Source organism: Hoeflea sp. BAL378 (assembly GCF_000759435.1).
In the GTDB taxonomy this organism is placed as follows: Bacteria; Pseudomonadota; Alphaproteobacteria; order Rhizobiales; family Rhizobiaceae; genus Hoeflea.
The window spans coordinates 15,377-36,639 of the sequence record NZ_JRJG01000016.1 but is presented as its reverse complement, the minus strand read 5'-3'; the positions used below and the strand labels follow the sequence as shown (position 1 = coordinate 36,639).

The following is a 21,263-nucleotide window of genomic DNA, read 5'->3' as shown; positions in this document are numbered from 1 at the left end:
ATCCTCAGGGGAGCCGGGCAGCCATGACCCTATCAGCAAGCTGGCAGTTCTGGGCGCTGGTGGCGGCGGTGTTCGCGGCGCTGACCGCGATCTTCGCCAAGATCGGCGTCAGCGACATCGACAGCGATCTCGCCACCTTCATCCGCACCTGCGTGATCATGCTGGTGCTCGGCGCGATCCTGACGGCGATGGGCAAGTGGCGCCAGCCGCAATCGATCCCGCTCAAGACCTGGATCTTCCTCGGCCTGTCGGGCCTTGCCACCGGCGCGTCCTGGCTCGCCTATTTCCGCGCCCTGAAACTCGGCGACGCCGCCCGGGTGGCGCCGCTCGACAAATTGTCGATCGTCCTGGTGGCGATCTTCGGCGTGCTGTTTTTGGGCGAGCACCTCTCGGGCCTGAACTGGCTCGGCGTGGCGCTGATCGGCGCCGGCGCGATATTGCTTGCAGTGTTCTAGCGCCAAAGTTCCCTGCGGCCGGGCGAAAGCACCAGACCGCAGGGACGTTCAAAGCTGTGTGGAATCCGGCCGTTTCACCGTGAAGCAGCGGGCCTCACGGCAAGGGGCGGCGGTCCCGCGGGGCTCAGGAGGCCTCGTCGCATTCAACGATGACGCAGACATCGTCGCTGGAGGTTCGTTCCGCGCATTCATTGAGCGCACGTTCGGCGGCGTCACTCTCGTTGTCGAAATTGTAGCTGTAGCCGTAACTGTCGTCTTCTTCGGCAAGCGCTATGCACCCCCAGGCCAAAGCCGGGCCCGCTGAGGCTGCGGCGACAGCTCCGGCAAAGAGGACAGTCAGCAGATTCCTTTGAACTTTTTTCATGAACGATCCTCTGTGGAAGGGTGAATTAGGGCAAGCTAATCTTTTTCCCAAGGAAAACAATCGGATTCTTGGCTGCCCGATCAGATGCCCAGCCAGACCCGCACGGGGTTGGCCGGATCGGCGATCAGCTTCGCCGCCAGAGCCACGCAGGTGATCACCAGGAGCGGCTTGATGATCCTGGCCCCGATCTTCATCGCCAGCCGCGAGCCGGCCTGGGCGCCCAGGAACTGGGCCACCCCCATCATCAGCCCGATCTTCCAGGAGATCACGCCGACAACGGTGAAGACCGCGAAGGCGCCGAGATTCGAGGCGAAGTTCAGGAGCTTGGTGTGGGCGGTGGCCTTGAGCAGGCCATAGCCCGCCAGTCCCACGAAGGCCAGCATGAAGAACGAGCCCGCGCCGGGGCCGAAGACGCCGTCATAAAGGCCGATCAGCGGCACGACGATCAGCCCGAACAGGAAGGGCGAGAGCCGCCGCGCCCGGTCGATGTCGCCCATGTTGGGCTTCAGCGCGAAATAGAGCGCGATGGCGACCAGCAGGAACGGCAGCACCGCGCGGAAGACATCGCCGGGAACGATCGTGGCCAGAAGCGCGCCGAGCGCCGCGCCCGCGGCCGACAGCACGGCGGAGGGCAATTGCGCCCGGAGGTCGACATGGCCCTTGCGGGCATAGGCGACCGTGGCCGAGCCCGAGCCGAACAGGCCCTGCAGCTTGTTGGTGCCGAGCGCCTCGACCGGGGCGAATCCGGCCAGCAGCAGCGCCGGCACGGTGATCAGCCCGCCGCCGCCGGCGATCGCATCGACAAAGCCCGCGAGGAAGGCCGCGGCACAGAGCAGCAAGGTCAGCGTCAGGGACAGGTCTTCCATCAAACAGCCTGGACGGAGGGAAGGGCGGGGCAGGGTGCGTCCTATGGCATGCGACGGCGCTCTGGACAATCGTCGGTCGGCGTTTACATTCCTTTTGACCGGGACTCTTCCCGATCAGGAGATGGGATGCGCGGAATTCTTGCATCGATTGCGCGGCTGTTCGAGCGAAACCCGCATTTTTCGGGTCCGCTCGCCGAGCTGTCGGAGGATCCGGTCGCGCTCGCCGAGATCCTGGTGCTGTTCCGCATGGTGCTGGCCGACGGCATCGTCCAGCCGTCGCAGCTCCGGGCCTTCGAGCGCCTCTGCGCCGAGCATTTCGGCGTCGGCCCGGAGGACATGCCCGAGCTCCACGCTTTGCTCGACTCGCCCAAGGCGCGGGCCTGCGAGGCCGAGGCCTTCACGCTCATCAGGCAGCTTGACACGGAGGCGCGAACCACCCTTCTTGGCGGCATGGTGCGGATCGCCAACGCCAACGCCAACGGCAACGGCACGCGCGACGCGCTCGACGACCGGCTGATCCGCAGGACCGCGAGCCTGCTCGGGCTCGGCCCGCAGGCCGGCATTGACGAAAAGGAACAGGGCATGACCGATACGCCGCACGATCCGCCGCAGGAGCCGCACCGGGAGACCTCGCTGGGCGAACGGGTCCGGGGCTTCCTCGACCGCTATTCGTCGCTGAACAGGGTCGCGCATGACCCGATCCTGACCGCCGAACTGCTGCTCCTGGTGCGGATGTCCTTTGCCGACAAGACCGTGGAAGCCGCCGAGGCCGACGCCTTCGCCGCGATCTGCACGCGGCTGCTCGGGCTCAATGGCGACGAGCTCACCGATATTCTCAAATATCTCCACGAATTCGGCTATGAGACCACCGACGCGCAGGCCGCCGACATGCTTGCCGATCTTAATGACGCGCGCAAGCGCGAGATCCTCGATCACCTGGCGCTGGTGGCCAAGGCCGACGGCGAGGTGACCGACCGCGAACGGCGGCTGCTCGAGGCCACGGCGCGGCGACTGGGCTTCGCCTGAGCGGCCCGGGCGGCCCGATTTCCCTCTTGGCGCAGATCGGCGCGGCATTGGCGCAATCGGCATTTGACGTTAAAAAGCCGAAAGCCTAAGACAGGCCCATGTGCGACGGCGCCTGATGACAGGCTGAGAGAAATTCCGGTGCGGCCGACTTACTTCAAGGGCCAAATCCGGAGCTGTCCGGTTCGGTAAGACGGGAGGCGTCCGAGAAGGGCGCGGACCGGTTGTCCGGCGTATCGTGCTGTTCTTGTCACGTTGTCCGGAGGTTCCCCGATGCGCACCCTAGTCCTGTCTCTCCTTGTCCTGGTTCCGGGCGCGCCGGCCGCGCTCGCCCATGGCGGCCATATCGGCGATATGGCGGGCCATTCGCATTGGCTGGGCTGGGCGGCGACGGCGGCGGCCGCAGCGCTCGCGGCCTGGGCGATCAAGCGCAAGACCAGGGACAGCGACGCCGAGGAGCCCGAGGCCGACGCAGCCGACGCCGAGACCCGTCCCGAAACCGCGGAGGCCTGAGCCATGAGCATGTCCGGAATTCCCGCCAACACCGGCATCATGGTCTGCGGCCATGGCAGCCGCAACCAGAACGCCGCCCGCGAATTCGCCACCGTGGCCGAGGGGCTGAAGGCCCGCTATCCCGACATTCCGGTCGAATACGGCTATCTCGAATTCTGCAATCCGGTGATCTCCGAAGGGCTCGACCGGCTGCGCGCCAGGGGCGTCACAAGGGTGCTGGCGGTGCCGGGCATGCTGTTTGCCGCGGGCCACGCCAAGAACGACATTCCCTCGGTGCTCAACACCTACCAGGCGCAGAACCCCGGCACGGTGATCAATTACGGCCGCGAACTCGGCATCGACCTGAAGATGATCCGCGCCGCCGGCGCCCGCATCCAGGAATGCATCGACGCGGCCAATGCCGCCGAGGGCGAGGTGGCGCTTCACGACACGCTCTTGATGGTGGTGGGCCGCGGCTCGTCCGATCCCGACGCCAATTCCAACGTGTCGAAAGTGATGCGGATGCTGTGGGAGGGCTTCGGCTTCGGCTGGGCCGAGACCTGCTATTCGGGCGTCACCTTCCCGCTGGTCGGCCCCGGGCTCAAACACGCCGCCAGGCTCGGCTACAAGCGCATCATCGTGTTTCCCTATTTCCTGTTCACCGGCGTGCTGGTCAAGCGGATCTATTCCGAGACCGATCTGGTGGCGGCCGATCATCCGGAGATCCAGTTCGTCAAGGCGTCCTATCTCAGCGACCACCCGCTGGTCATCGACACGTTCGAGGACCGGGTGCAGGAGATCGTCGACGGCCAGGCGCTGATGAATTGCCAGATGTGCAAGTACCGCGAGCAGGTGCTGGGTTTCGAGGCCGAGGTCGGCCTGCCGCAGGAAAGCCACCACCACCATGTCGAGGGCATCGGCGGCGGGCTCGAGAACTGCCCCTGCCAGGGCGATTGCGACGCCTCCTGCCGCGACGAGGAGTTCTGCAAGGCGCACGGCCTGCCCTGGACCCCGGTGCACAGCCATACGAGCCCCGCGCCGCTCGCGCCGGTGCACGATCATTCCCATGGCCATGATCACCCCCATGACCATTCCCATGACGGGCACGGCCACTCTCACGATCACGATCACGGACATAACCACGGGCACGATCATGACCATGGTCACGATCATCCTCACAGCGCCCATGGCCACGCGCATGGCCACGATCATGATCACCCGCACGATCACGACCACGGGCATGACCATGCCCATCACCACCATCCCTATCCCCATGCCGACCACCCGCACGGACCGCGGTCGATGGACAAGAAGAAGGGCTGAGCGGTGACCGCCGTCCGCCTCCGCGATCCGGCCGAGATCTACCGGCGCTCCTTCGCCATCATCCGCGCCGAGGCGGATCTTGCGCGCTTCGATGCGGCGTCGGAGGAGGTGGCGGTCAGGATGATCCATGCCTGCGGCATGGTGGACCTGGCGGCCGACATCGTCGTCTCGCCCGGCTTCGCCGAGGCCGCGCGGGCGGCGCTGATGGCCGGCGCGCCGGTGCTCTGCGACGCGGAGATGGTGCGCAACGGGATCATCACGCGGTTGATGCCGAGCGGCAACGAGGTGATCTGCCTGCTCAACGACGCCCGCGTCCGCTCCATCGCCGCGCGCGATGCGACGACGCGGTCGGCGGCCCAGGTCGATCTCTGGGCCGACCGCATGAAGGGCGCGGTGATCGCCATCGGCAATGCGCCGACCGCGCTCTACCGGCTGCTCGAGCTGATCGACGCCGGCGCGCCCAGGCCCGCCGCCATCATCGGCGTGCCGGTCGGCTTCGTCGGCGCGGCGGAGAGCAAGGACGCGCTGATCGCCGATCCGCGCGGGCTCGAATTCCTCGCGGTGAAGGGACGGCGCGGCGGCAGCGCGCTCGCAAGTGCTGCGGTCAATGCGCTTGCCGGGGGGCTCGAAGGCCATGGCTAGCGCGTTCGCCGGGCCGGCCTGGCTCACCATCCTCGGCATCGGCGACAACGGCCTCGACAGCCTGACGCCGCCGGCGCGGACCCTGTTCGAGGCGGCCGAGACCATCATCGCGCCCGAGCGGGTGCTCAAGCGCATCGACTGCGGCGGGCGCGAGACCATCCCCTGGACCTTCGGCATCCGGGAGACCCTCGCCTTGGTGATGGCCCGGCGCGGAACGCCGGTGACGATCCTCGCCACCGGCGACCCGATGTTCTACGGCGTCGGCGCGACGCTGATGCGCGATCTCGACAGGAGTGAGATCCGGGTGATCCCGTCGCCCTCGGCGTTCTCGCTCGCCGCCGCCCGGCTCGGCTGGGCGCTGCAGGATGCGGCGATGATCTCGCTGCACGGCCGCTCGGTGCACGGGCTCGCCGCGCATGTGCAGCCGGGTGCCAGGATCCTGGCGCTGACCTCATCCGGCCGCACCGTGGTGGAGGCGGCGCAGATCCTGAGCGCGCGGGGCTACGGCCGCTCGGAGCTGCAGGTGCTCGAGCATCTGGGCGGGCCGGAGGAACGCGTCAAGTCGATGCGGGCCGACCGCATCGCCGCCGAAACGCCCGTCTTCGCCGATTTCAACACGCTGGCGATCGCCTGCGTGGCCGAGCCCGGCGCGGTGCTGCTGCCCGCGCTTCCGGGACTGCCGGACGAGGCTTTCGAGCATGACGGCCAACTGACCAAGCGCGAGGTGCGGGCGGTGACGCTGGCGCGGCTCGGCCCGGTGCCGGGCGGGCTGCTGTGGGATGTCGGCGCCGGCTGCGGCTCGATCGGCATCGAATGGATGCGCGCGGCGCGCGGCGCCCGCGCCATCGCCATCGAATCGAGCGAGGCCCGCCGGACCATGGCGGCGCACAACGCCATGGTGCTCGGCGCCCCCGGCCTCGACATCGTCGCCGGCGCGGCGCCCGCGGCGCTTGCCACGCTCGCCATGCCCGACGCCGTCTTCATCGGCGGCGGCATTTCCCATGACGGCCTGTTCGAAGCCGCCTGGGAGGCGCTCAGGCCCTCGGGCCGGCTGGTCGCCAACGCCGTGACGGTGGAGGGCGAGGCGCGGCTGTTCGCGCTGCAGGCGGTCCACGGCGGCGAACTGATCCGCCTGCAGGTGAGCCGCGCCGAACCCGTCGGCCGCTATCTCGGCTGGAAGCCGCTGATGCCGGTGACGATCTGGTCGGTGACGAAGGAGCAGGGATGACCGTTTTCGTCATTTGCTTCGATGCTCTGTGCACGCGGCCTACCCCCACCCCAACCCCTCCCCTCAAGGGGGAGGGGCTCAGACCCCGCACCCGCTTTGCCCAGCATGAAGCTCTCGTCTCACAGAGCTCTGATCATGGAAATCGGGGTGTTCCCGGCTCAAGCCCCTCCCCCTTGAGGGGAGGGGTTGGGGTGGGGGTAAGCCGCAACAAAGAACCCGGAAAATTTCGCAAAGGGCGTTTCGCATGACCGGCAAACTCTATGGCCTCGGGCTCGGCCCTGGCGACCCCGAGCTGATCACCCTGAAGGCCCACCGCATCCTGCAGCAGGTCCCGGTGATCGCCTGGCCGGCGCCGGACCATGGGCCGAGCTTCGCCCGCGCCATCGCCGCGCCGCATCTTCCGGGCGGGCAGATGGAGGTTCCCATCGTGGTGCCGATGCGCACCGAACGGTTCCCGGCGAAGGACGTCTACGACAGGGCGGCGGAGGAGATCGCGGCGCATCTCGACGACGGCCGCGACGTGGCGGTGCTCTGCGAGGGCGACCCGTTTTTCTACGGCTCGTTCATGTATGTGTTCGAGCGGCTGGCGGCTTCCTATGAGACCGAAGTGGTGCCCGGCGTGTCCTCGATGATGGCGGCGGCGAGCGCCGCGGGCCGTCCGCTGGCGGCGCGCAACGATGTGCTGACGGTGGTGCCGGGTCCGCTCGATGATGCGGAGCTCACAAACAGAATCAACGCGGCGGATGCCTTGGCGATCATCAAGATAGGCAGGCATTTCAAGCGCTTGCGGGCGCTGATTGAAAAAATGAATCTGCTACCTCATGCAATTTATGCGGAACGGGTCTCGCTCAACGCCGAGAGGCTGATGCCGCTGGCGCAAGTGCCGGAAGACACGGCGCCTTATTTTTCGATGATCCTGATCTACAAGGGCGGCGAGGACTGGATCCATGCGCTGCCCGGGAGCAAACCATGACCAAGACGCCTGCGATCATTATCCTGTCCGCGGCGGCCCTGCCGCTGGCCCGGCGCATTGCCGAAAGCCTGGACGGCGAGGTTCACGGACTTGACCGACGTATATCCGAAAGGGTTGACGAAACCTTTACGGACACAGGGTCACATCTGGCCACCCTGTTCTCGGAGGGCCGGCCGATCGTCGGCCTGATGGCGGCGGGCGCGATGATCCGGCTGCTCGCGCCGCAGCTCACCGACAAGACGACCGAGCCGCCGGTGCTGGCTGTCAGCGAGGACGGCTCGGCGGTGGTGCCGCTTCTGGGCGGCCATCATGGCGCCAACGATCTGGCGCGCACGGTCGCCGAGATCACGGGCGGCTTTGCGGCGATCACCACGGCAGGCGATATCAGGTTTGGCGTGGCGCTCGACGCGCCGCCGGAGGGCTATGGGCTCGCCAATCCCGAAGCGGCCAAGCAGGTGATGGCGGATCTTGTGGCCGGCGGCAGCACGCGGCTCGAGGGCCATGCGCCATGGCTGGCCCACAGCCGGCTGCCGCTGTCGCAGGACGGCGGGATCGTTCTGGCCGTCTCTGACGAGGCGATGTCGCCGCCCGGGAACGGCCTGCTCTATCACCCCAGGACCCTGGTGCTGGGCATCGGCTGCGAGCGTGGCGCCGAGGGCAGCGAGGCGCTCGCCCTGGCGCTCGACAGCCTGGCGCAGGCCGGCCTGTCGCCGCAGTCGGTCGGCCTGGTGGCCTCCATCGACGTCAAGGCCGACGAGGCGGCGGTGCATCACGTGGCCAGGCATTTCGGCTGCCCGGCGCGCTTCTTTGATGCCGCGACGCTGGAGGCCGAGACGCCGCGATTGAAAAACCCCTCGGACATCGTCTTCGCCGAGGTCGGCTGCCACGGCGTGGCCGAGGGCGCGGCGCTGGCGGCGGCGGGCGCATCGGGCGAGCTGGTCGCCGAAAAACGCAAGAGCCGCCGCGCCACCTGCGCCATCGGCCGGGCGCCCGCGCCTTTCACCGCGGACACTCTGCCGGGCAGGGCGCGCGGAAAACTGATGGTGGTCGGCATCGGGCCGGGGGCCGACGGCTGGCGCTCGCCGGAAGTGTCGCAGATGGTGGCGGCGTCGACCGATCTGGTCGGCTATTCGCTGTATCTCGATCTGCTCGGGCCGCTGGCCGCGGGCAAGGCGCGGCATGATTTCGACCTCGGCAAGGAGGAGGCGCGGGTGCGCCACGCGATGGAACTTGCCGGCGAGGGCAAGTCCGTCGCGTTGGTCTGCTCGGGCGACGCGGGCATCTATGCCATGGCGACGCTGGTGTTCGAGCTGCTCGACAAGGCCGACGCCGAGGGCCTGACTGACGCTGCACGGCGGATCGAGATCGCGGTCTCGCCGGGGATCTCCGCGCTGCAGGCCGCAGCCGCGCGCGCGGGCGCGCCGCTGGGGCACGATTTCTGCACCATCTCGCTCTCGGATCTGTTGACGCCATGGGACGACATCCAGCGCCGGGTCCGGGCCGCGGGCGAGGGCGATTTCGTCATCGCCTTCTACAATCCGGTGTCGAAGAAGCGGCGCACGCAACTGGCCTGGGCGCGCGACTCGCTGCTCACCCACCGCCCGGCCTCGACGCCGGTGATCCTCGCCACCAATCTCGGCCGCGAGGGCGAATTGATCCGCATCGTGCCGCTCGGCTCCCTCAATGTCGACGATGTCGACATGCTGACCGTGGTCGTGGTCGGCTCGTCCAATTCGTCGACCGTGACCACCGGTGATGGCCGGACCTGGGTCTACACGCCGCGCGGCTACGCCCGCAAGGAAGGCAGCGCCATGACACATATTCCCACTGGAGACGCGGCATGACCGTCTATTTCATCGGCGCCGGCCCCGGCGCGCCCGACCTTATCACCGTGCGCGGCCTGAAGCTGATCGAGCGCTGCCCGGTCTGCCTCTATGCCGGCTCGCTGGTGCCCGAGGAGATCGTCAAGGCGGCGCCCGAAGGCGCGCTGGTCAGGGACACGGCGCCCATGCATCTCGACGAGATCATCGGCGAGATGGAGAAGGCCCATGCCAACGGCCAGGACGTGGTGCGGGTGCATTCCGGCGATCCGGCGATCTTCGGCGCGGTGGCCGAGCAGATGCGGCGATTGGACAAGCTTGGGATCGGCTACGAGGTGGTGCCGGGCGTTCCGGCCTTCGCGGGCGCCGCGGCCCGGCTCGCCACCGAGCTCACGCTGCCCGAGATTGCCCAGACGGTGATCATCACCCGCACCGGCATGAAGGCCTCGTCGATGCCGGAATTCGAGCAGCTCGAGATCCTCGGCCAGTCGCGCGCGACGCTCGCCATCCATTTGTCGATCCGCAATCTCGACTATGTCCGCCGGGCGCTGGAGCCGTTCTACGGCGCCGATTGCCCGGTGGTGATCGCCTACCGCGCCACCTGGCCGGACGAGCTCTACATCCGCACCACGCTCGAAGGCATGAAGGAAGAGGTCCGCGCCCACAAGATCACCCGTACCGCGCTCATTCTCGTGGGCAAGGTGTTCGGCGAAAACAATTTCCGCGACAGCGACCTCTACAATGCGGACTATGCGCATGTGCTGAGGAACGTCGGGAAGAAGAAGGCGAAGGCCAAGGCCGTCTGACCTTTACGTTTCGGGCGCTTCCGGCAGTTCGGCCTGGCGCTTCTTGGGCAGGCTGGCGCGGACCAGGCGGTAGGACTGGAGGATGCGGCCGCGCAATTCGTCGGGGTCCATGGTCCAGTCGAGCAGCACCCAGGAGGCGTGGAAATAGGGCGCCCTGGTGCCCGCGCCCATCTCGATGAGCAAGGCCGCGGTTTCGACGCTGTCGGTCTTGACTGCCACGCCCGGCATGATCGCGCCGATGGAGGCGAACATCTTGCCGCCCACCTTCCAGGCATCGTGGCCGCCGCCCCAGGGATCGGACACCTCGGCGCCCGGCAGGGTCGCGCAGATGGCATTGACGATCTCGCGGCTCATCGGCCTCTCCCTTTCCTTCGTCTTCGTCAGGACTCCATCTGCCCCGCTCACCGCGGCGGGATGAATTCCTGGCTGTGGTCCGCAAATACCGGCATGGCTTCGAGGCGGGCGCAGTGGGCGCGGATCGCGGGATACTGCTCGTCGCCGACCACATCGGGCAGCGCCTCGGTGAGATGCCGGAAGGCGCAGGCGACCGCGATGTCGGCGTGGCCGATCGTGTCACCGAACCAGAACTTTCCCGGTGCGTCGCTGCGCGACGTCTCGAGCGCCGCCAGCGCGCTGTGGATCTGCGACGACAACCGCGCCATCAGCGAGGTCGAGGGTTCCTCGTGCATGTGGATCTCGTAGAACAGCGCCACCGCCTTGTCGGCGACGCCCGTGGCGAGCGACGCCACCTTCAGGGCGCGATGGCGGTCGGGCTCGACAGCGGGGAACAGCGCCCGGCCCTCCGGCGCGCGGCGGTCGAGATAGTCGAGGATCGCGTGGCTGTCGATCAGCACCTCGCCGTCATCGAGGATGAGCGTGGGGACCCTGACCAGCGGGTTGATCGCGCGCAGCTTCTCGGCGTCGGAAAAAACCGACCAGGGCCGGTGCTCGAACGGCATGCCGTAGAGGGAAAGCGCGATGGCGATCCTGCGGGTGAAGGAGGAATCATACTGGCCGATCAGAATCATGTCTGTTTCTCTTATTTAGCGGCGCAGGAGCGAATGACCCTCTCCGGACAGGCGTGCGCTGGCCGGATGCTGTCACGGAGCACAGGCCTAGACAAGATGGCAGACGGATCCTGTCAGCAGCGTCGCCCCTCTCCGCGCGCCACCAGGATCACCGGAAGCCCGAGCTGCCGCGCCGCCTCGATCTTGGCGTAGGCCGCCGCGCCGCCGGAATTGCGGCAGACGATGTGGGTGATGGAATTGGCGATCAGCAGCATCGCCTCCACCGCCGCGCTGTCGCCGGGCCGGCCCAGCACCAGCGCGTAGTCGGGCAGGTCGAGCGGTGTCGGCGGCGGGTCGATCATCCTCACCACGAAATGCACGTCGGCGCGGGCGGCGAACAGGCCGATATGCTGTGAGCCGAGCGCCAGCAGCACGCGGGCGCCGGGCGGGATGGCGTCGCGCGCCGCTTCCAGCGTCTCCACCTCGATCCAGTGGTCGCCCGGCTGCTTGACCCAAGGCATGCGGGTACGAATGTCGAGGGGCACGCCTGTGAGGCGGGCGGCTTCCACCGCGTTTGCGCTGATCCGGCGGGCGAAGGGATGGGTGGCGTCGATCACCCGGGTGACTCCATGGGTCCGGATATAGTCCGCCAGCCCCTCCGCCCCGCCGAAGCCGCCGCTGCGGACCTCGCCTTTAAGCGGCGCGGGCTCGCGGGTGCGGCCGGCGAGCGAGGTGATGATCCGCGCTCCGGGATGCGCCGCGACCAGTTCCTTCGCCAGCTCCGCCGCCTCGCGCGTGCCGCCGAGAATGAGGATGGTTTGCGGGCCGTTAACGGGCATGGGCGACGAGCTTTCCGCTCCGGTCGGTGACCATGACGTCGACCGCGACCGGTGCGCCGCGCAGCGTCTCGATCGCCACGGCGCGGGCCCGGGCGGCGATCAGCGCCGGCAGGTCGATCCCCTCGAACCGAGTCATTTCAAGCACTTCGAGCGCGGTGTTGGCCGCGAGAATCCGGTCCTTCAAGTGGTTTCCACCCAGCTCCTCCGCCTGCGCGGCCAGCCACTCCATGTCCACCTGGCTGCGGCCGGAATGCAAATCGAGCGCGCCCTGCGCCAGCTTGGTGAGCTTGGCGAAGCCGCCGGCGATGGTCAGGCGCTGCACGGGATGAACGCGCAGATATTTGAGCAGGCCGCCGGCGAAATCGCCCATGTCGAGGCAGGCGACATCCGGCAGGCCGTAAAACTCCTGCGCGGTCTTCTCCGAGGTCGAGCCGGTGGCGCCCAGCACATGGCCGAGCCCTTCGGCGCGGGCGACGTCGATGCCGCGGTGGATCGAATGGATCCAGGCCGAGCAGGAGAAGGGATGGACGATGCCGGTGGTTCCGAGTACCGACAGCCCGCCGAGGATGCCAAGCCGCGGGTTCCAGGTCTGGAGCGCCAGCTCGGCGCCGTTCTCGATGGCGATCTCTATCTCGATGTCGGCGGCCACGCCCTGCGCCGCGCAGAGTTCGGCGACCACCTCGCTCATCATCCGCCGGGGTATCGGGTTGATCGCGGGTTCGCCCACCGGAACCGGCAGGCCGGCGAGCGTCACCGTGCCCACGCCCGCGCCGGCCTTGAAGACGATGCCCGCGCCCGCGGGCAGAAGCCGCACGTGCGCCATCACCAGCGCACCGTGGGTCACGTCCGGGTCGTCGCCCGCATCCTTGATGATGCCCGCCATGGCGTGATCGGCGTGAAGCGATTCGCGGGCGAGCGCGAAGGCCGGCCGTTCGCCCTTGGGCAGGGTGATTTCGACCGGATCGGGAAATTCGCCCTCAAGCAGCGCGGTCAGCGCCGCCTTGGTGGCAGCCGTGGCGCACGCCCCCGTGGTCCAGCCGCGGCGCAGCGCCGTGGCGGGTTTTTCCACCCGGATTTCGTTTTCGCCAGCATCCATGTCGCAGTTCTTGGTCGTGTCTTGCCTGTTGCCGTTATAGAGTGTGATTGATACGGGTGTAACCCATGGTGTTTTGCAGGATTCCTCCGCGAAGATGAACGGACAAGCATGAGTGACTGGCAACAGAATCTGCCGCAGATGAAGCCCGGCGAAGTCTGGCTCGTGGGCGCCGGGCCGGGCGATCCCGGCCTGCTCACGTTGCACGCCGCCAATGCGCTGGCCCAGGCCGATGTGATCGTCCACGACGCGCTGGTCAACGCCGATTGCCTCAAGCTCGCGCGCACCGGCGCCGCGCTCGAATATGCGGGCAAGCGCGGCGGCAAGCCGTCGGCCAAGCAGCGCGACATTTCGCTGAGGCTGGTGGAACTGGCTCGCGCCGGACACCGCGTGCTCAGGCTCAAGGGCGGCGATCCCTTCGTGTTCGGCCGCGGCGGCGAGGAGGCGCTGACGCTGGTCGAGCACCACGTCCCGTTCCGCGTCGTGCCCGGCATCACCGCCGGCATCGGCGGCCTCGCCTATGCCGGCATTCCGGTCACGCACCGCGACACCAACCACACCGTCACCTTCCTGACCGGCCATGATTCCTCGGGCGTGGTGCCCGACCTGATCGACTGGGACGGCGTCGCCCGCGGCAGCCAGGTGATCGTCATGTACATGGCGATGAAGCACATCGCCACCATCGCCTCCCGGCTGATCGAGGCGGGCAGGGCGGCCGACGAACCGGTGGCCTTCGTCACCGATGCCTCCACCGACACGCAGGCCGTGCTCGAGACCACGCTTGCCCGGGCCGCCGGCGATGTCGCGGCGTCGGGTCTGCAGCCGCCGGCGATCGTCGTCGTCGGGCAGGTGGTCCGGCTACGCTCGGCGCTCGACTGGCTGGGCGCGGCCCAGGGCCGGGTGCTCACGCCGGATCCGCTCGGCCATCGCGCGGTCGCGCAGAAAGACAGTGCATGAGCGGATTGATGATTGCCGCGCCGCAATCGGGGTCGGGCAAGACCACGGTGACACTCGGGCTTCTCAACGCGCTGAAACGGCGCGGGGTGGCGCTCGCGCCGGGCAAGGCCGGCCCGGATTACATCGATCCGGCGTTTCACGCCGCGGCCAGCGGCGAGACCTGCCTCAACTACGATTCCTGGGCGATGCGCAGCGACCTGCTGCTCGCCAACGCCTCGCTGCAGTCGCAGGGCGGGCGGATGCTGGTGATCGAGGCGATGATGGGGCTGTTCGACGGCGCCGCCGACGGCTCGGGCTCCGCCGGCGACCTCGCGGGCCTGCTAGGCCTGCCGGTAATTCTGGTGATCGACTGCTCGAGCATGTCGCATTCGGTGGCGGCGCTGGCGCGCGGATTTGCCAATTTTCATCCCGACGTGCTGATCCCCGGCGTCATCCTCAACCGGGTGGCGAGCCCCCGGCACGAGGGCATGCTGCGCCAGGCGCTGGAACAGGCGCGCGTCGACGTGATCGGCGCGCTGCCGAGCGACGACAGGCTGGCGCTGCCGCAGCGGCATCTGGGACTGGTGCAGGCGGGCGAGAACGCGGACCTCGCGCGGCTGATCAGCGACGCCGCCGACCTGATGGAAAAGCGCATCGATCTCGACCTTCTCCTCAAGCTGTCCAGGCGCGCGGCCTCGCCGCCGGCTCCGGCCAATATCCGCCGCCTGTCGCCGCCCGGGCAGAAGATCGCGGTCGCGCGCGACATCGCCTTCACCTTTGCCTATGAGCACATGCTGCTCGGCTGGCAGCGGCGCGGCGCGGACATCTCGTTCTTCTCGCCGCTTGCCGACGAGGCGCCGACGGCGGGCTGCGACGCCGTCATCCTGCCTGGCGGCTATCCCGAGCTGCATGCCGGCCGCATCGCCGCGTCAGCCAACTTCCGGTCCGGCATGGGCGCGGTCATCCGCCGCGGAGTCCCGGTCTATGGCGAGTGCGGCGGCTACATGGTGCTGGGCGACGGCCTGATCGATGCCGAGGGCGTGCGCCACGAAATGCTGGGCGCTCTGCCGCTGGTGACGAGCTTCGCCGAACCCAAGCGGCACCTGGGCTACCGGCGGCTGAGCCCGGCGCAGGAATTCTTCTGGCCGATGGAGCTTTCGGCGCATGAGTTCCACTACGCCACCACCGTTTCGGAAGGCGAGGCGGACCGGCTGTTTCAGGCGCGCGACGCGCTCGGCGCCGATCTCGGCGCGGTCGGGCTCAGGCGCGGAAGCGTCGCGGGGTCTTTCATGCATGTCATCGACCGGATAGACTAGATCATGACCCTTGCCAGCGATCCCATTGCCCATGGCGGCGCGCTCCAGCAGGCCATGGCGCGCCATGGCGGCACGGCGTCCGAATGGCTCGACCTGTCGACCGGGATCAGTCCCTTCAGCCTGCCGCTTCCGGAACTGCCGCTCGATGTCTGGCGGCGGCTGCCGGAACAGGCCGAGGTGGCGCGGGTGTGCGAGTTGGCGCGGCGGCATTATGGCGGCGCGGTGCTGCCGGTGGCCGTGCCGGGCACGCAGGCCGCCATCCAGTTGCTGCCATGGCTCACGCCGAACGCCGAGACCGTCGCCGTGGTCGCGCCGACCTATGGCGAATATGCGCGCTCCTATCGCCGCATGGGGATGATCGCCGAGCCGATCAGGACGCTCGAAGCCGCGGCCAGCATCCAGGCGGCGGCGGTGATTCTCGCAAATCCCAACAATCCCGACGGGCGCGAGACCATGCGCGACGACATCTTCGGCTTCGCCCGGGCGCACCGGCACCGGCTGGTGATCGTCGACGAGGCCTTCGCCGACATGCGGCAGGACCTGACCATGGCAGGTGCTGCGGGCGCGGAGCCGAACCTGATCGTGATGCGCTCCTTCGGCAAGTTCTTCGGCCTGGGCGGGCTGCGGCTGGGCTTCGTCTTCGCCGAGCCGCGGCTGGCGGCGGTCCTGCAAGAACGGATGGGCCCGTGGGCGGTGTCCGGCCCGGCGCTGGCGATCGCCGCGCACGCCTTCTCGCGCATCGACCTGGTGGGCGAATTGCGCACGAAGATCGACAGCGCCAACCAGATGACGCGGTCGGCGCTCAACAAGGCGGCCGTGCCGATCGCGGGCGAGACCGCGCTGTTCTTCCTGTGCGAGGTGGGCGACGGCGCCGCGGTGGCGGAGCGGCTCGCCAGCCACAGGATCCTGGTCCGTGCCTTCGATCACAGCCCGTCGCGGATCCGCATCGGGCTGGTGCCGGACGAGTTGTCCGCCGTCAGGCTGCGCGAATCGCTGCGGCTCGCGGGTGCGCGACCCTCGTGAGCCATCTGCCGGTTCTGTTTTTCGCCCTGGTGCTCGACCGCCTCGTCGGCGATCCCGACTGGCTGTGGCGGCGCTTCAGCCATCCCGTGGTGCTTTTCGGCCTGGCGATCGGCTTCGCCGACCGGCGCTTCAACCATGCCGGCGACAGCCCCGCCGCCCGCCGCCGCAACGGGCGCCTGGCGATCGCCGGCCTGCTCGTGCTGGCGGCACTCGGCGGCTGGGCGTTGGCGGGCCTGTTCGACCGGCTTGGCCTGTTGGGCGTGATCCTCGAGATCGTGGTGGTGAGCGTGTTTCTGGCGCAGAAGAGCCTGGCCGACCATGTCGCGGCGGTGGCCCGGGCGCTGTCCCGGGATGGGCTGGCCGGCGGCCGCAAGGCGGTGTCGATGATCGTCGGGCGTGACCCCGAGGCGCTCGACGAGGCCGGCGTCTCCAGGGCCGCGATCGAGAGCCTGGCCGAGAATTTCTCCGACGGCATCGTCGCGCCGGCGCTGTGGTTCGCGGTGTTCGGGCTGCCGGGGCTGATGGCCTACAAGATGCTCAACACCGCCGATTCGATGATCGGCCATCTCAACGACCGCTACCGGGATTTCGGGCGGGCGGCGGCGCGGCTCGACGATGTCGCCAACTGGCCGGCCTCGCGGCTGTCGGCGCTGCTGATCGCCGCCGGCGCCGGCATCGTTCAAGGAACCGCGGCGATGAAACGCGCCGTCCTCTCCGCGCTCACCGACCAGGGGCTGCACCGCTCGCCCAATGCCGGATGGCCGGAGGCGGCGATGGCGGGCGGGCTCGGTCTCGCGCTCGGCGGCCCGCGCCGCTATGGCGGGGAGAGGGTGATGGAGGCCAGTCTCAACGCCTCGGGGCGTTCCCGGGCCGGCGCCCGGGACATCGTTTCCGGGCTGGCGATCTTCCGGCGCGCCTGCGACTGTCTCGCGGTGGCGCTTCTCGTCGGCGTTGTTGTCTCAATTTAATCCAGTCAAATCAAGGCGCTAGAGTGAAAGTTAGAATGCGATCAAGCATTTTAACTTTAACTGATAAAAGCATCTGTTTAGATTGTCCCCGGGTGAGTATAAAAATAGTTCAGGGTAACTGGGGAAACACACATGCGTAATCTGTTCTTGGCCGGGGCTCTCGCCCTCGCGCTTGTTCCGTTCTCGTCGGCCTCGGCCTTCGCCTCCAAGTTGGTCGCCAAGGTCGATATTTCAACGCAGACCATGGTTGTCAGTCAGAACGGCCAGGTGAAGTACAAGTGGCCGGTCTCGACCGGGCGCAAGGGGTATTCGACACCCACCGGCACCTATTCGGCCAAATGGCTGTCGCGGCATCACCGCTCGCGCAAGTACAACAATGCGCCGATGCCCTATGCGGTGTTCTTCCGCGGCGGCTATGCGGTGCACGCCACCTATGACACCAAGCGGCTCGGGCGTGTGGCCTCGCATGGCTGCGTGCGCCTGGCGCCCGAACATGCGGCGAAGTTCTTCTCGCTGGTCCAGCAGACCGGCAACAGCAACACCCGCATCGTCATCTCGCACTGAGCGGGCTTAGCCGGGTCCGCTCAACCGGATCCGGCGCGGCGGCGCTCTCCCGGCCCGGTCCTCGCCGGGCCACTCTCATTTGAGCTGGTACTTGATCTCCCAGCGGTCGTGAAACCACTGCCACTGGCCGGGATATTCGCGCACCCATTGCTCCACCTTGTCGTTGAGGAGCTGCGCCGTGGCCGCGACATCGACGCGGCCGTCGGGTCCGCGCGGGATCTCGATCGCCGGCTCGACCTCCAGCCGGTGGCGGCCGCCGGGCAGGCGGATGGCGCGGGCCGGATAGACTTCGCAGTCATACTGCCTGACCAGCTTGGCAAGCAGCGGATTGGTGTGGGTCTCAATCCCGAAGAAGGTGGTCCTGGCGCCCTTGTGGAACTTCTGGTCGACCAGCATGCCGACGCCGCCGCCGCCTTCCAGCCGCCGGGCGAGGGTGAAGGCGGCGCCGGCGCGCGATGGCACCAGATGCCCCATCGTGGTACGCCGGGCCGCGAGCACGCGCCTGGCGATGTAGGGATTGTTGGGCGGGCGGAACAGCGCCATCACGTCGAGCCCGTAGGCGGCGGCGGCGATCGGCAGCAGCTCGAAATTGCCGGTATGGGCGGTGAAGACGATGAAGGGCTTGTTGTCGTCGCGCAGCTTGACGAAGATGTCGGCCCCGCCGACCTCGATGCGCCCGGGCTCGGTCGCATCGGGATCGAAATCGAACAACTGGTCCAGGAACACGTATTCGGCGGCGAGCCGGGACATGTTGCCCCACATGTCGACGGCGATCTGCTGCCGCTCGGCCTCCGTCTTCTCCGGATAGGCCCTGGCGAGATTGTAGAGCGCCAGCTTGTGGCGCGACGTCAGCGGGCCGATCCGGCGGGCCAGCCGGTCGACCAGCGCAATCGCCCTGTTGGCGGGCAGCAGCGAGATCAGGCGCAACAGCGCGAAGATCACCGAGGCGATCGCCCAGTCCCGGGCGCGCCGGAGGCCGATGACGAGGCGCGTCAGCGCCATGCGGAGAGGGCTTGCCATGGTCCGGGCCGCTACCCTCAATCCATCTTCAGGATGATCTTGCCGAAGACGTCGCGGCCTTCCATGCGGGCGAGCGCCACGGAAATGTCGTCGAAACCCACTTCCGTGTCGATCACCGGATGGACCAGCCCCGCCGCCATCTTCTGCATGGCATTTGCCATGTTCTCCATGCGGCAGCCGAAGGAGCCCAAGAGCTTGAGCTGCTGCTGGAACAGCATCATCAGGTTCATCTGCGTCGACACGCCCGAGGTCGAGCCGCAGGTGACCAGACGGCCGCCGCGCCTGAGCGAGAGCATCGAACCTGCCCAGGTGTCGGCTCCCACATGCTCGAACACCACGTCGACGCCGCGCTTTTTCGTAAGCTTGCGCACCACGCCCTCGAAACGGTCCTCGCGGTAGTTGATGACGTGGTCGGCGCCCAGCGCCCTGGCCGGCTCGATCTTGGCGTCGGAGCCCACAGTGGTGATGACGGTGCAGCCGATTTTCTTGGCGAGCTGGATGGCGGCGCTGCCGATGCCCGATCCGCCGGCGTGGATGAGGATGGTCTCGCCGGGCTCGAGCTTCGCGTTGTCGAACAGCATGTGCTCGACCGTGCCGAAGGTCACGGGGGCCACGGCCGCGCCGATGGCGGTGACGCCGGGAGGGGCGGGGACCAGCAGCCGTGCCGGCAGGTTGACCCGCTCCTGGGCGAAGCCGTCGAGATGGAAGCCGTGGACGCCGCCCACGTGCTCGCACAGATTGTCGCGGCCTTCGCGGCAGGGGCGGCACAGGCCGCAGGTGCGGGCGCCATAGATCGAGACAAGCTGTCCGGGGAGGAGGCCCGAGACGCCGTGGCCGATCGTGTCGATCACGCCCGAGGCTTCGGCGCCGATGACCAGCGGCATCTTGCGCTTGGCGAATGCCATGCCGCGCCAGCCCCAGACATCGATATGGTTGAGCGCCACCGCCTTGATCGACACCGTGACCTCGCCGATGCCGGGCGGCGGCGGCGGGGGCACGTCGACCGTTTCAAGCCTGCGATCCTCGATAAGCTGCAATGCCCGCATGGATAAAGTCCTTCGCCGCGTGGCGCCATTGGCCGCCGCCCTTGTCTTGCCAGGCGGAGCCCCGGACGCCGGGACCCCGGGGCCGGGCGTCGCGGCTGCTCGCTCGCGCCTGGGATGGATGTCATGGGCGATCCCGCGGGATCGCCCAGGTGCGACATGCCTTAAGCGGGTTCAGCCGACATGACAAGACATGCGTTCTGCCCGCCGAACCCGAAGGAGTTGGAGAGAACGCTGGTCACGGTGGCGTTGCGCTTGACGTTGGGCACCACGTCGAGCGGGATCGTCGGGTCGGGATTGTCGTAATTGATGGTGGGCGGCAGCACGCCGGTGGCGATGGTCATCAGCGAGAATACCGCCTCCACCGCGCCGGCGGCCGTCAGCGTGTGGCCGATCATCGACTTGTTGGACGACACCGGCACCTCGGCCATGCGCTCGCCGAACACGGTCGACAGGGCGAGATACTCCATCTTGTCGTTTTCCGGCGTCGAGGTGCCGTGGGCGTTGACATAGCCGATATCGTCGGCCGACAGGCCCGCGTCCTCGAGGGCCGCACGAATGGTGGCGATCGCCGGCGCGCCGCCGGGCGAGGAGCGGGTGCGGTGGAAGTCGTCGGCCTTCTCGCCACAGCCGCTGAGGATGCCCAGCACCCGCGCGCCGCGGGCGAGTGCTGCTTCGAGCGATTCGAGCACCAGCGTGGCCGCGCCCTCGGCGATGACGAAGCCGTCGCGGTCCTTGGTGAAGGGGCGCGAGGCCTTTTCCGGCCGGTCGTTGCTGGTCGACAGCGCCGACAGCAGCGAGAAGCGGATCAGCGCTTCGGCGCTCACCGAGCCGTCGGTGGCGACGCTGAGCGCGCGGTCGGTGCGGCCCTGGCGGATCGCCTCGACGCCGAGCTGGATCGCCGTGGCGCCCGAGGCGCAGGCGGTCGACAGCGTCACCGGCAGGCCGCGGGTGCCGAAGCGGTCGGCCAGGCGCTCGGAGATGGCGCCGAACAGGATCGCCTCGTGGAAGGCGGGGTCGGCGTGCTCGCGCAGCACGGCCAGGAACTGCTCATAGGCGTTGCCGTCCATGTCGTCCGGCTTGACGCGGTCGCCCAGTTCGAAGCGCGCGTTCCATTCCGGTTCGATCGGCGGGGCGGCAAGGAACAGCGGACCGCCGAAGTCGCCCGACAGTCCGGCCTGCGCCAAGGCCTCGATGGTGGTCTCGCGGGCAAAGGCGTAGGAGCGCTCGACCGCGTTGGCGGCGGGAATGTCGATGAAATCGACGGTGCCGCAGATGCGCGTGGACAGGCCGTCGGAGGGAAACCGCGTGATCGGGTGGATGCCGGACCGGCCGGCCGTCAGCGCGGCCCAGTTGTCCTCGATCCCCTGGCCCAGCGAGGAGACCACGCCCATGCCGGTGACGGCGACCAGCGGGCGGCCGAGATGGTCGGTGTAGGCGGCTTTGCTCATGATTGGCTCCG

23 protein-coding genes are annotated in these 21,263 nt (G+C 68.2%); 14 read left to right on the top strand and 9 right to left on the bottom strand.

The window, feature by feature from the left end; all coding sequences use genetic code 11:
• Positions 1-23: 23 nt before the first annotated feature.
• Positions 24-455, top strand: a complete 432-nt coding sequence (locus tag LL06_RS05235) for an EamA family transporter (protein WP_035523203.1) — start codon at positions 24-26, stop codon at positions 453-455.
• Between the two features lie 124 nt (positions 456-579).
• On the opposite strand, the gene LL06_RS27220 is transcribed toward LL06_RS05235, so the two are convergent.
• Positions 580-819 carry a DUF4189 domain-containing protein gene (locus LL06_RS27220; protein WP_152599499.1) on the bottom strand — a complete coding sequence of 80 codons (240 nt, stop codon included), beginning with the start codon at positions 817-819 and terminating at the stop codon, positions 580-582.
• An 80-nt stretch (positions 820-899) separates the two neighbouring features.
• Positions 900-1,685 carry a TSUP family transporter gene (locus LL06_RS05230; RefSeq protein ID WP_035523200.1) on the bottom strand — a complete coding sequence of 262 codons (786 nt, stop codon included), beginning with the start codon at positions 1,683-1,685 and terminating at the stop codon, positions 900-902.
• A 126-nt stretch (positions 1,686-1,811) separates the two neighbouring features.
• On the opposite strand from LL06_RS05230, the gene LL06_RS26300 reads away from it, so the two are divergent.
• The 8 genes from LL06_RS26300 to cobM all read left to right on the top strand — a co-directional run bounded on the left by LL06_RS26300 (position 1,812) and on the right by cobM (position 9,992).
• Positions 1,812-2,711, top strand: coding sequence for a TerB family tellurite resistance protein (locus LL06_RS26300; protein WP_052161230.1), 900 nt, complete (start codon positions 1,812-1,814; stop codon positions 2,709-2,711).
• A gap of 270 nt (positions 2,712-2,981) precedes the next feature.
• Complete coding sequence (locus tag LL06_RS05215; protein ID WP_035523197.1) at positions 2,982-3,221, top strand: DUF6732 family protein; 240 nt, start codon at positions 2,982-2,984, stop codon at positions 3,219-3,221.
• A gap of 3 nt (positions 3,222-3,224) precedes the next feature.
• The gene (locus LL06_RS05210) at positions 3,225-4,523 is read left to right on the top strand and encodes a sirohydrochlorin chelatase (protein WP_081963663.1); all 1,299 of its coding nucleotides are present in this window, start codon (positions 3,225-3,227) and stop codon (positions 4,521-4,523) included.
• A 3-nt stretch (positions 4,524-4,526) separates the two neighbouring features.
• Positions 4,527-5,165, top strand: coding sequence for a precorrin-8X methylmutase (locus tag LL06_RS05205; RefSeq protein ID WP_035523194.1), 639 nt, complete (start codon positions 4,527-4,529; stop codon positions 5,163-5,165).
• On the top strand, positions 5,158-6,393 hold the full coding sequence (locus LL06_RS05200; RefSeq protein WP_035523373.1) for a bifunctional cobalt-precorrin-7 (C(5))-methyltransferase/cobalt-precorrin-6B (C(15))-methyltransferase: 1,236 nt from the start codon (positions 5,158-5,160) through the stop codon (positions 6,391-6,393). Before LL06_RS05205 ends, LL06_RS05200 begins: the two co-directional genes overlap by 8 nt.
• A 244-nt stretch (positions 6,394-6,637) precedes the next feature.
• On the top strand, positions 6,638-7,366 hold the full coding sequence (cobI, locus tag LL06_RS05195; RefSeq protein WP_035523191.1) for a precorrin-2 C(20)-methyltransferase: 729 nt from the start codon (positions 6,638-6,640) through the stop codon (positions 7,364-7,366).
• A complete protein-coding gene (cobJ, locus tag LL06_RS05190; protein ID WP_035523187.1) occupies positions 7,363-9,210 on the top strand; it encodes a precorrin-3B C(17)-methyltransferase in 1,848 nt (615 codons plus the stop codon). The genes cobI and cobJ overlap by 4 nt, the downstream gene beginning before the upstream one ends.
• Positions 9,207-9,992, top strand: a complete 786-nt coding sequence (cobM, locus tag LL06_RS05185; protein ID WP_035523184.1) for a precorrin-4 C(11)-methyltransferase — start codon at positions 9,207-9,209, stop codon at positions 9,990-9,992. Before cobJ ends, cobM begins: the two co-directional genes overlap by 4 nt.
• A 3-nt stretch (positions 9,993-9,995) precedes the next feature.
• Here cobM and LL06_RS05180 read toward each other — a convergent pair whose 3' ends face one another.
• The 4 genes from LL06_RS05180 to LL06_RS05165 all read right to left on the bottom strand — a co-directional run bounded on the left by LL06_RS05180 (position 9,996) and on the right by LL06_RS05165 (position 12,934).
• Positions 9,996-10,346 (bottom strand): MmcQ/YjbR family DNA-binding protein, encoded by a 351-nt coding sequence (locus LL06_RS05180; RefSeq protein WP_035523181.1) that lies wholly within the window; start codon positions 10,344-10,346, stop codon positions 9,996-9,998.
• A 47-nt stretch (positions 10,347-10,393) separates the two neighbouring features.
• Positions 10,394-11,020 (bottom strand): glutathione S-transferase family protein, encoded by a 627-nt coding sequence (locus LL06_RS05175; protein WP_035523178.1) that lies wholly within the window; start codon positions 11,018-11,020, stop codon positions 10,394-10,396.
• A gap of 113 nt (positions 11,021-11,133) precedes the next feature.
• On the bottom strand, positions 11,134-11,838 hold the full coding sequence (locus tag LL06_RS05170; RefSeq protein ID WP_035523175.1) for a cobalt-precorrin-6A reductase: 705 nt from the start codon (positions 11,836-11,838) through the stop codon (positions 11,134-11,136).
• Positions 11,828-12,934 carry a cobalt-precorrin-5B (C(1))-methyltransferase gene (locus LL06_RS05165; RefSeq protein ID WP_052161229.1) on the bottom strand — a complete coding sequence of 369 codons (1,107 nt, stop codon included), beginning with the start codon at positions 12,932-12,934 and terminating at the stop codon, positions 11,828-11,830. The genes LL06_RS05170 and LL06_RS05165 overlap by 11 nt, the downstream gene beginning before the upstream one ends.
• 108 nt (positions 12,935-13,042) lie before the next feature.
• Between LL06_RS05165 and cobA the strand changes: the two genes are divergently transcribed.
• From cobA to LL06_RS05140, 5 genes are all read left to right on the top strand, one after another.
• A complete protein-coding gene (gene cobA, locus LL06_RS05160; RefSeq protein ID WP_035523174.1) occupies positions 13,043-13,888 on the top strand; it encodes a uroporphyrinogen-III C-methyltransferase in 846 nt (281 codons plus the stop codon).
• Complete coding sequence (locus tag LL06_RS05155) at positions 13,885-15,183, top strand: cobyrinate a,c-diamide synthase (RefSeq protein ID WP_035523170.1); 1,299 nt, start codon at positions 13,885-13,887, stop codon at positions 15,181-15,183. The genes cobA and LL06_RS05155 overlap by 4 nt, the downstream gene beginning before the upstream one ends.
• 3 nt (positions 15,184-15,186) lie before the next feature.
• Entirely contained in the window at positions 15,187-16,206 is a 1,020-nt protein-coding gene (locus tag LL06_RS05150; RefSeq protein WP_035523167.1) for a threonine-phosphate decarboxylase, read from the top strand.
• Positions 16,203-17,174 carry an adenosylcobinamide-phosphate synthase CbiB gene (cbiB, locus tag LL06_RS05145; protein ID WP_035523163.1) on the top strand — a complete coding sequence of 324 codons (972 nt, stop codon included), beginning with the start codon at positions 16,203-16,205 and terminating at the stop codon, positions 17,172-17,174. The genes LL06_RS05150 and cbiB overlap by 4 nt, the downstream gene beginning before the upstream one ends.
• A gap of 132 nt (positions 17,175-17,306) precedes the next feature.
• Entirely contained in the window at positions 17,307-17,738 is a 432-nt protein-coding gene (locus tag LL06_RS05140) for a L,D-transpeptidase (RefSeq protein WP_035523160.1), read from the top strand.
• A 75-nt stretch (positions 17,739-17,813) separates the two neighbouring features.
• Here LL06_RS05140 and LL06_RS05135 read toward each other — a convergent pair whose 3' ends face one another.
• The 3 genes from LL06_RS05135 to LL06_RS05125 form a co-directional block, all read right to left on the bottom strand.
• Positions 17,814-18,758 carry a lipid A biosynthesis lauroyl acyltransferase gene (locus tag LL06_RS05135; protein WP_244447053.1) on the bottom strand — a complete coding sequence of 315 codons (945 nt, stop codon included), beginning with the start codon at positions 18,756-18,758 and terminating at the stop codon, positions 17,814-17,816.
• 17 nt (positions 18,759-18,775) lie between these two features.
• A complete protein-coding gene (locus LL06_RS05130; RefSeq protein ID WP_035523155.1) occupies positions 18,776-19,804 on the bottom strand; it encodes a zinc-binding dehydrogenase in 1,029 nt (342 codons plus the stop codon).
• 161 nt (positions 19,805-19,965) lie between these two features.
• Positions 19,966-21,252, bottom strand: a complete 1,287-nt coding sequence (locus tag LL06_RS05125) for a beta-ketoacyl-ACP synthase (protein ID WP_035523152.1) — start codon at positions 21,250-21,252, stop codon at positions 19,966-19,968.
• Positions 21,253-21,263: the final 11 nt, after the last annotated feature.

Coding starts and splice junctions, on each gene's coding strand:
- LL06_RS05235 (WP_035523203.1), top strand. CDS start 24: ATGACCCTATCAGCAAGCTGGCAGTTCTGGGCGCTGGTGGCGGCGGTG.
- LL06_RS27220 (WP_152599499.1), bottom strand. CDS start 819: ATGAAAAAAGTTCAAAGGAATCTGCTGACTGTCCTCTTTGCCGGAGCT.
- LL06_RS05230 (WP_035523200.1), bottom strand. CDS start 1,685: ATGGAAGACCTGTCCCTGACGCTGACCTTGCTGCTCTGTGCCGCGGCC.
- LL06_RS26300 (WP_052161230.1), top strand. CDS start 1,812: ATGCGCGGAATTCTTGCATCGATTGCGCGGCTGTTCGAGCGAAACCCG.
- LL06_RS05215 (WP_035523197.1), top strand. CDS start 2,982: ATGCGCACCCTAGTCCTGTCTCTCCTTGTCCTGGTTCCGGGCGCGCCG.
- LL06_RS05210 (WP_081963663.1), top strand. CDS start 3,225: ATGAGCATGTCCGGAATTCCCGCCAACACCGGCATCATGGTCTGCGGC.
- LL06_RS05200 (WP_035523373.1), top strand. CDS start 5,158: ATGGCTAGCGCGTTCGCCGGGCCGGCCTGGCTCACCATCCTCGGCATC.
- cobI (WP_035523191.1), top strand. CDS start 6,638: ATGACCGGCAAACTCTATGGCCTCGGGCTCGGCCCTGGCGACCCCGAG.
- cobJ (WP_035523187.1), top strand. CDS start 7,363: ATGACCAAGACGCCTGCGATCATTATCCTGTCCGCGGCGGCCCTGCCG.
- cobM (WP_035523184.1), top strand. CDS start 9,207: ATGACCGTCTATTTCATCGGCGCCGGCCCCGGCGCGCCCGACCTTATC.
- LL06_RS05180 (WP_035523181.1), bottom strand. CDS start 10,346: ATGAGCCGCGAGATCGTCAATGCCATCTGCGCGACCCTGCCGGGCGCC.
- LL06_RS05175 (WP_035523178.1), bottom strand. CDS start 11,020: ATGATTCTGATCGGCCAGTATGATTCCTCCTTCACCCGCAGGATCGCC.
- LL06_RS05170 (WP_035523175.1), bottom strand. CDS start 11,838: ATGCCCGTTAACGGCCCGCAAACCATCCTCATTCTCGGCGGCACGCGC.
- LL06_RS05165 (WP_052161229.1), bottom strand. CDS start 12,934: ATGGATGCTGGCGAAAACGAAATCCGGGTGGAAAAACCCGCCACGGCG.
- cobA (WP_035523174.1), top strand. CDS start 13,043: ATGAGTGACTGGCAACAGAATCTGCCGCAGATGAAGCCCGGCGAAGTC.
- LL06_RS05155 (WP_035523170.1), top strand. CDS start 13,885: ATGAGCGGATTGATGATTGCCGCGCCGCAATCGGGGTCGGGCAAGACC.
- LL06_RS05150 (WP_035523167.1), top strand. CDS start 15,187: ATGACCCTTGCCAGCGATCCCATTGCCCATGGCGGCGCGCTCCAGCAG.
- LL06_RS05140 (WP_035523160.1), top strand. CDS start 17,307: ATGCGTAATCTGTTCTTGGCCGGGGCTCTCGCCCTCGCGCTTGTTCCG.
- LL06_RS05135 (WP_244447053.1), bottom strand. CDS start 18,758: ATGGCAAGCCCTCTCCGCATGGCGCTGACGCGCCTCGTCATCGGCCTC.
- LL06_RS05130 (WP_035523155.1), bottom strand. CDS start 19,804: ATGCGGGCATTGCAGCTTATCGAGGATCGCAGGCTTGAAACGGTCGAC.
- LL06_RS05125 (WP_035523152.1), bottom strand. CDS start 21,252: ATGAGCAAAGCCGCCTACACCGACCATCTCGGCCGCCCGCTGGTCGCC.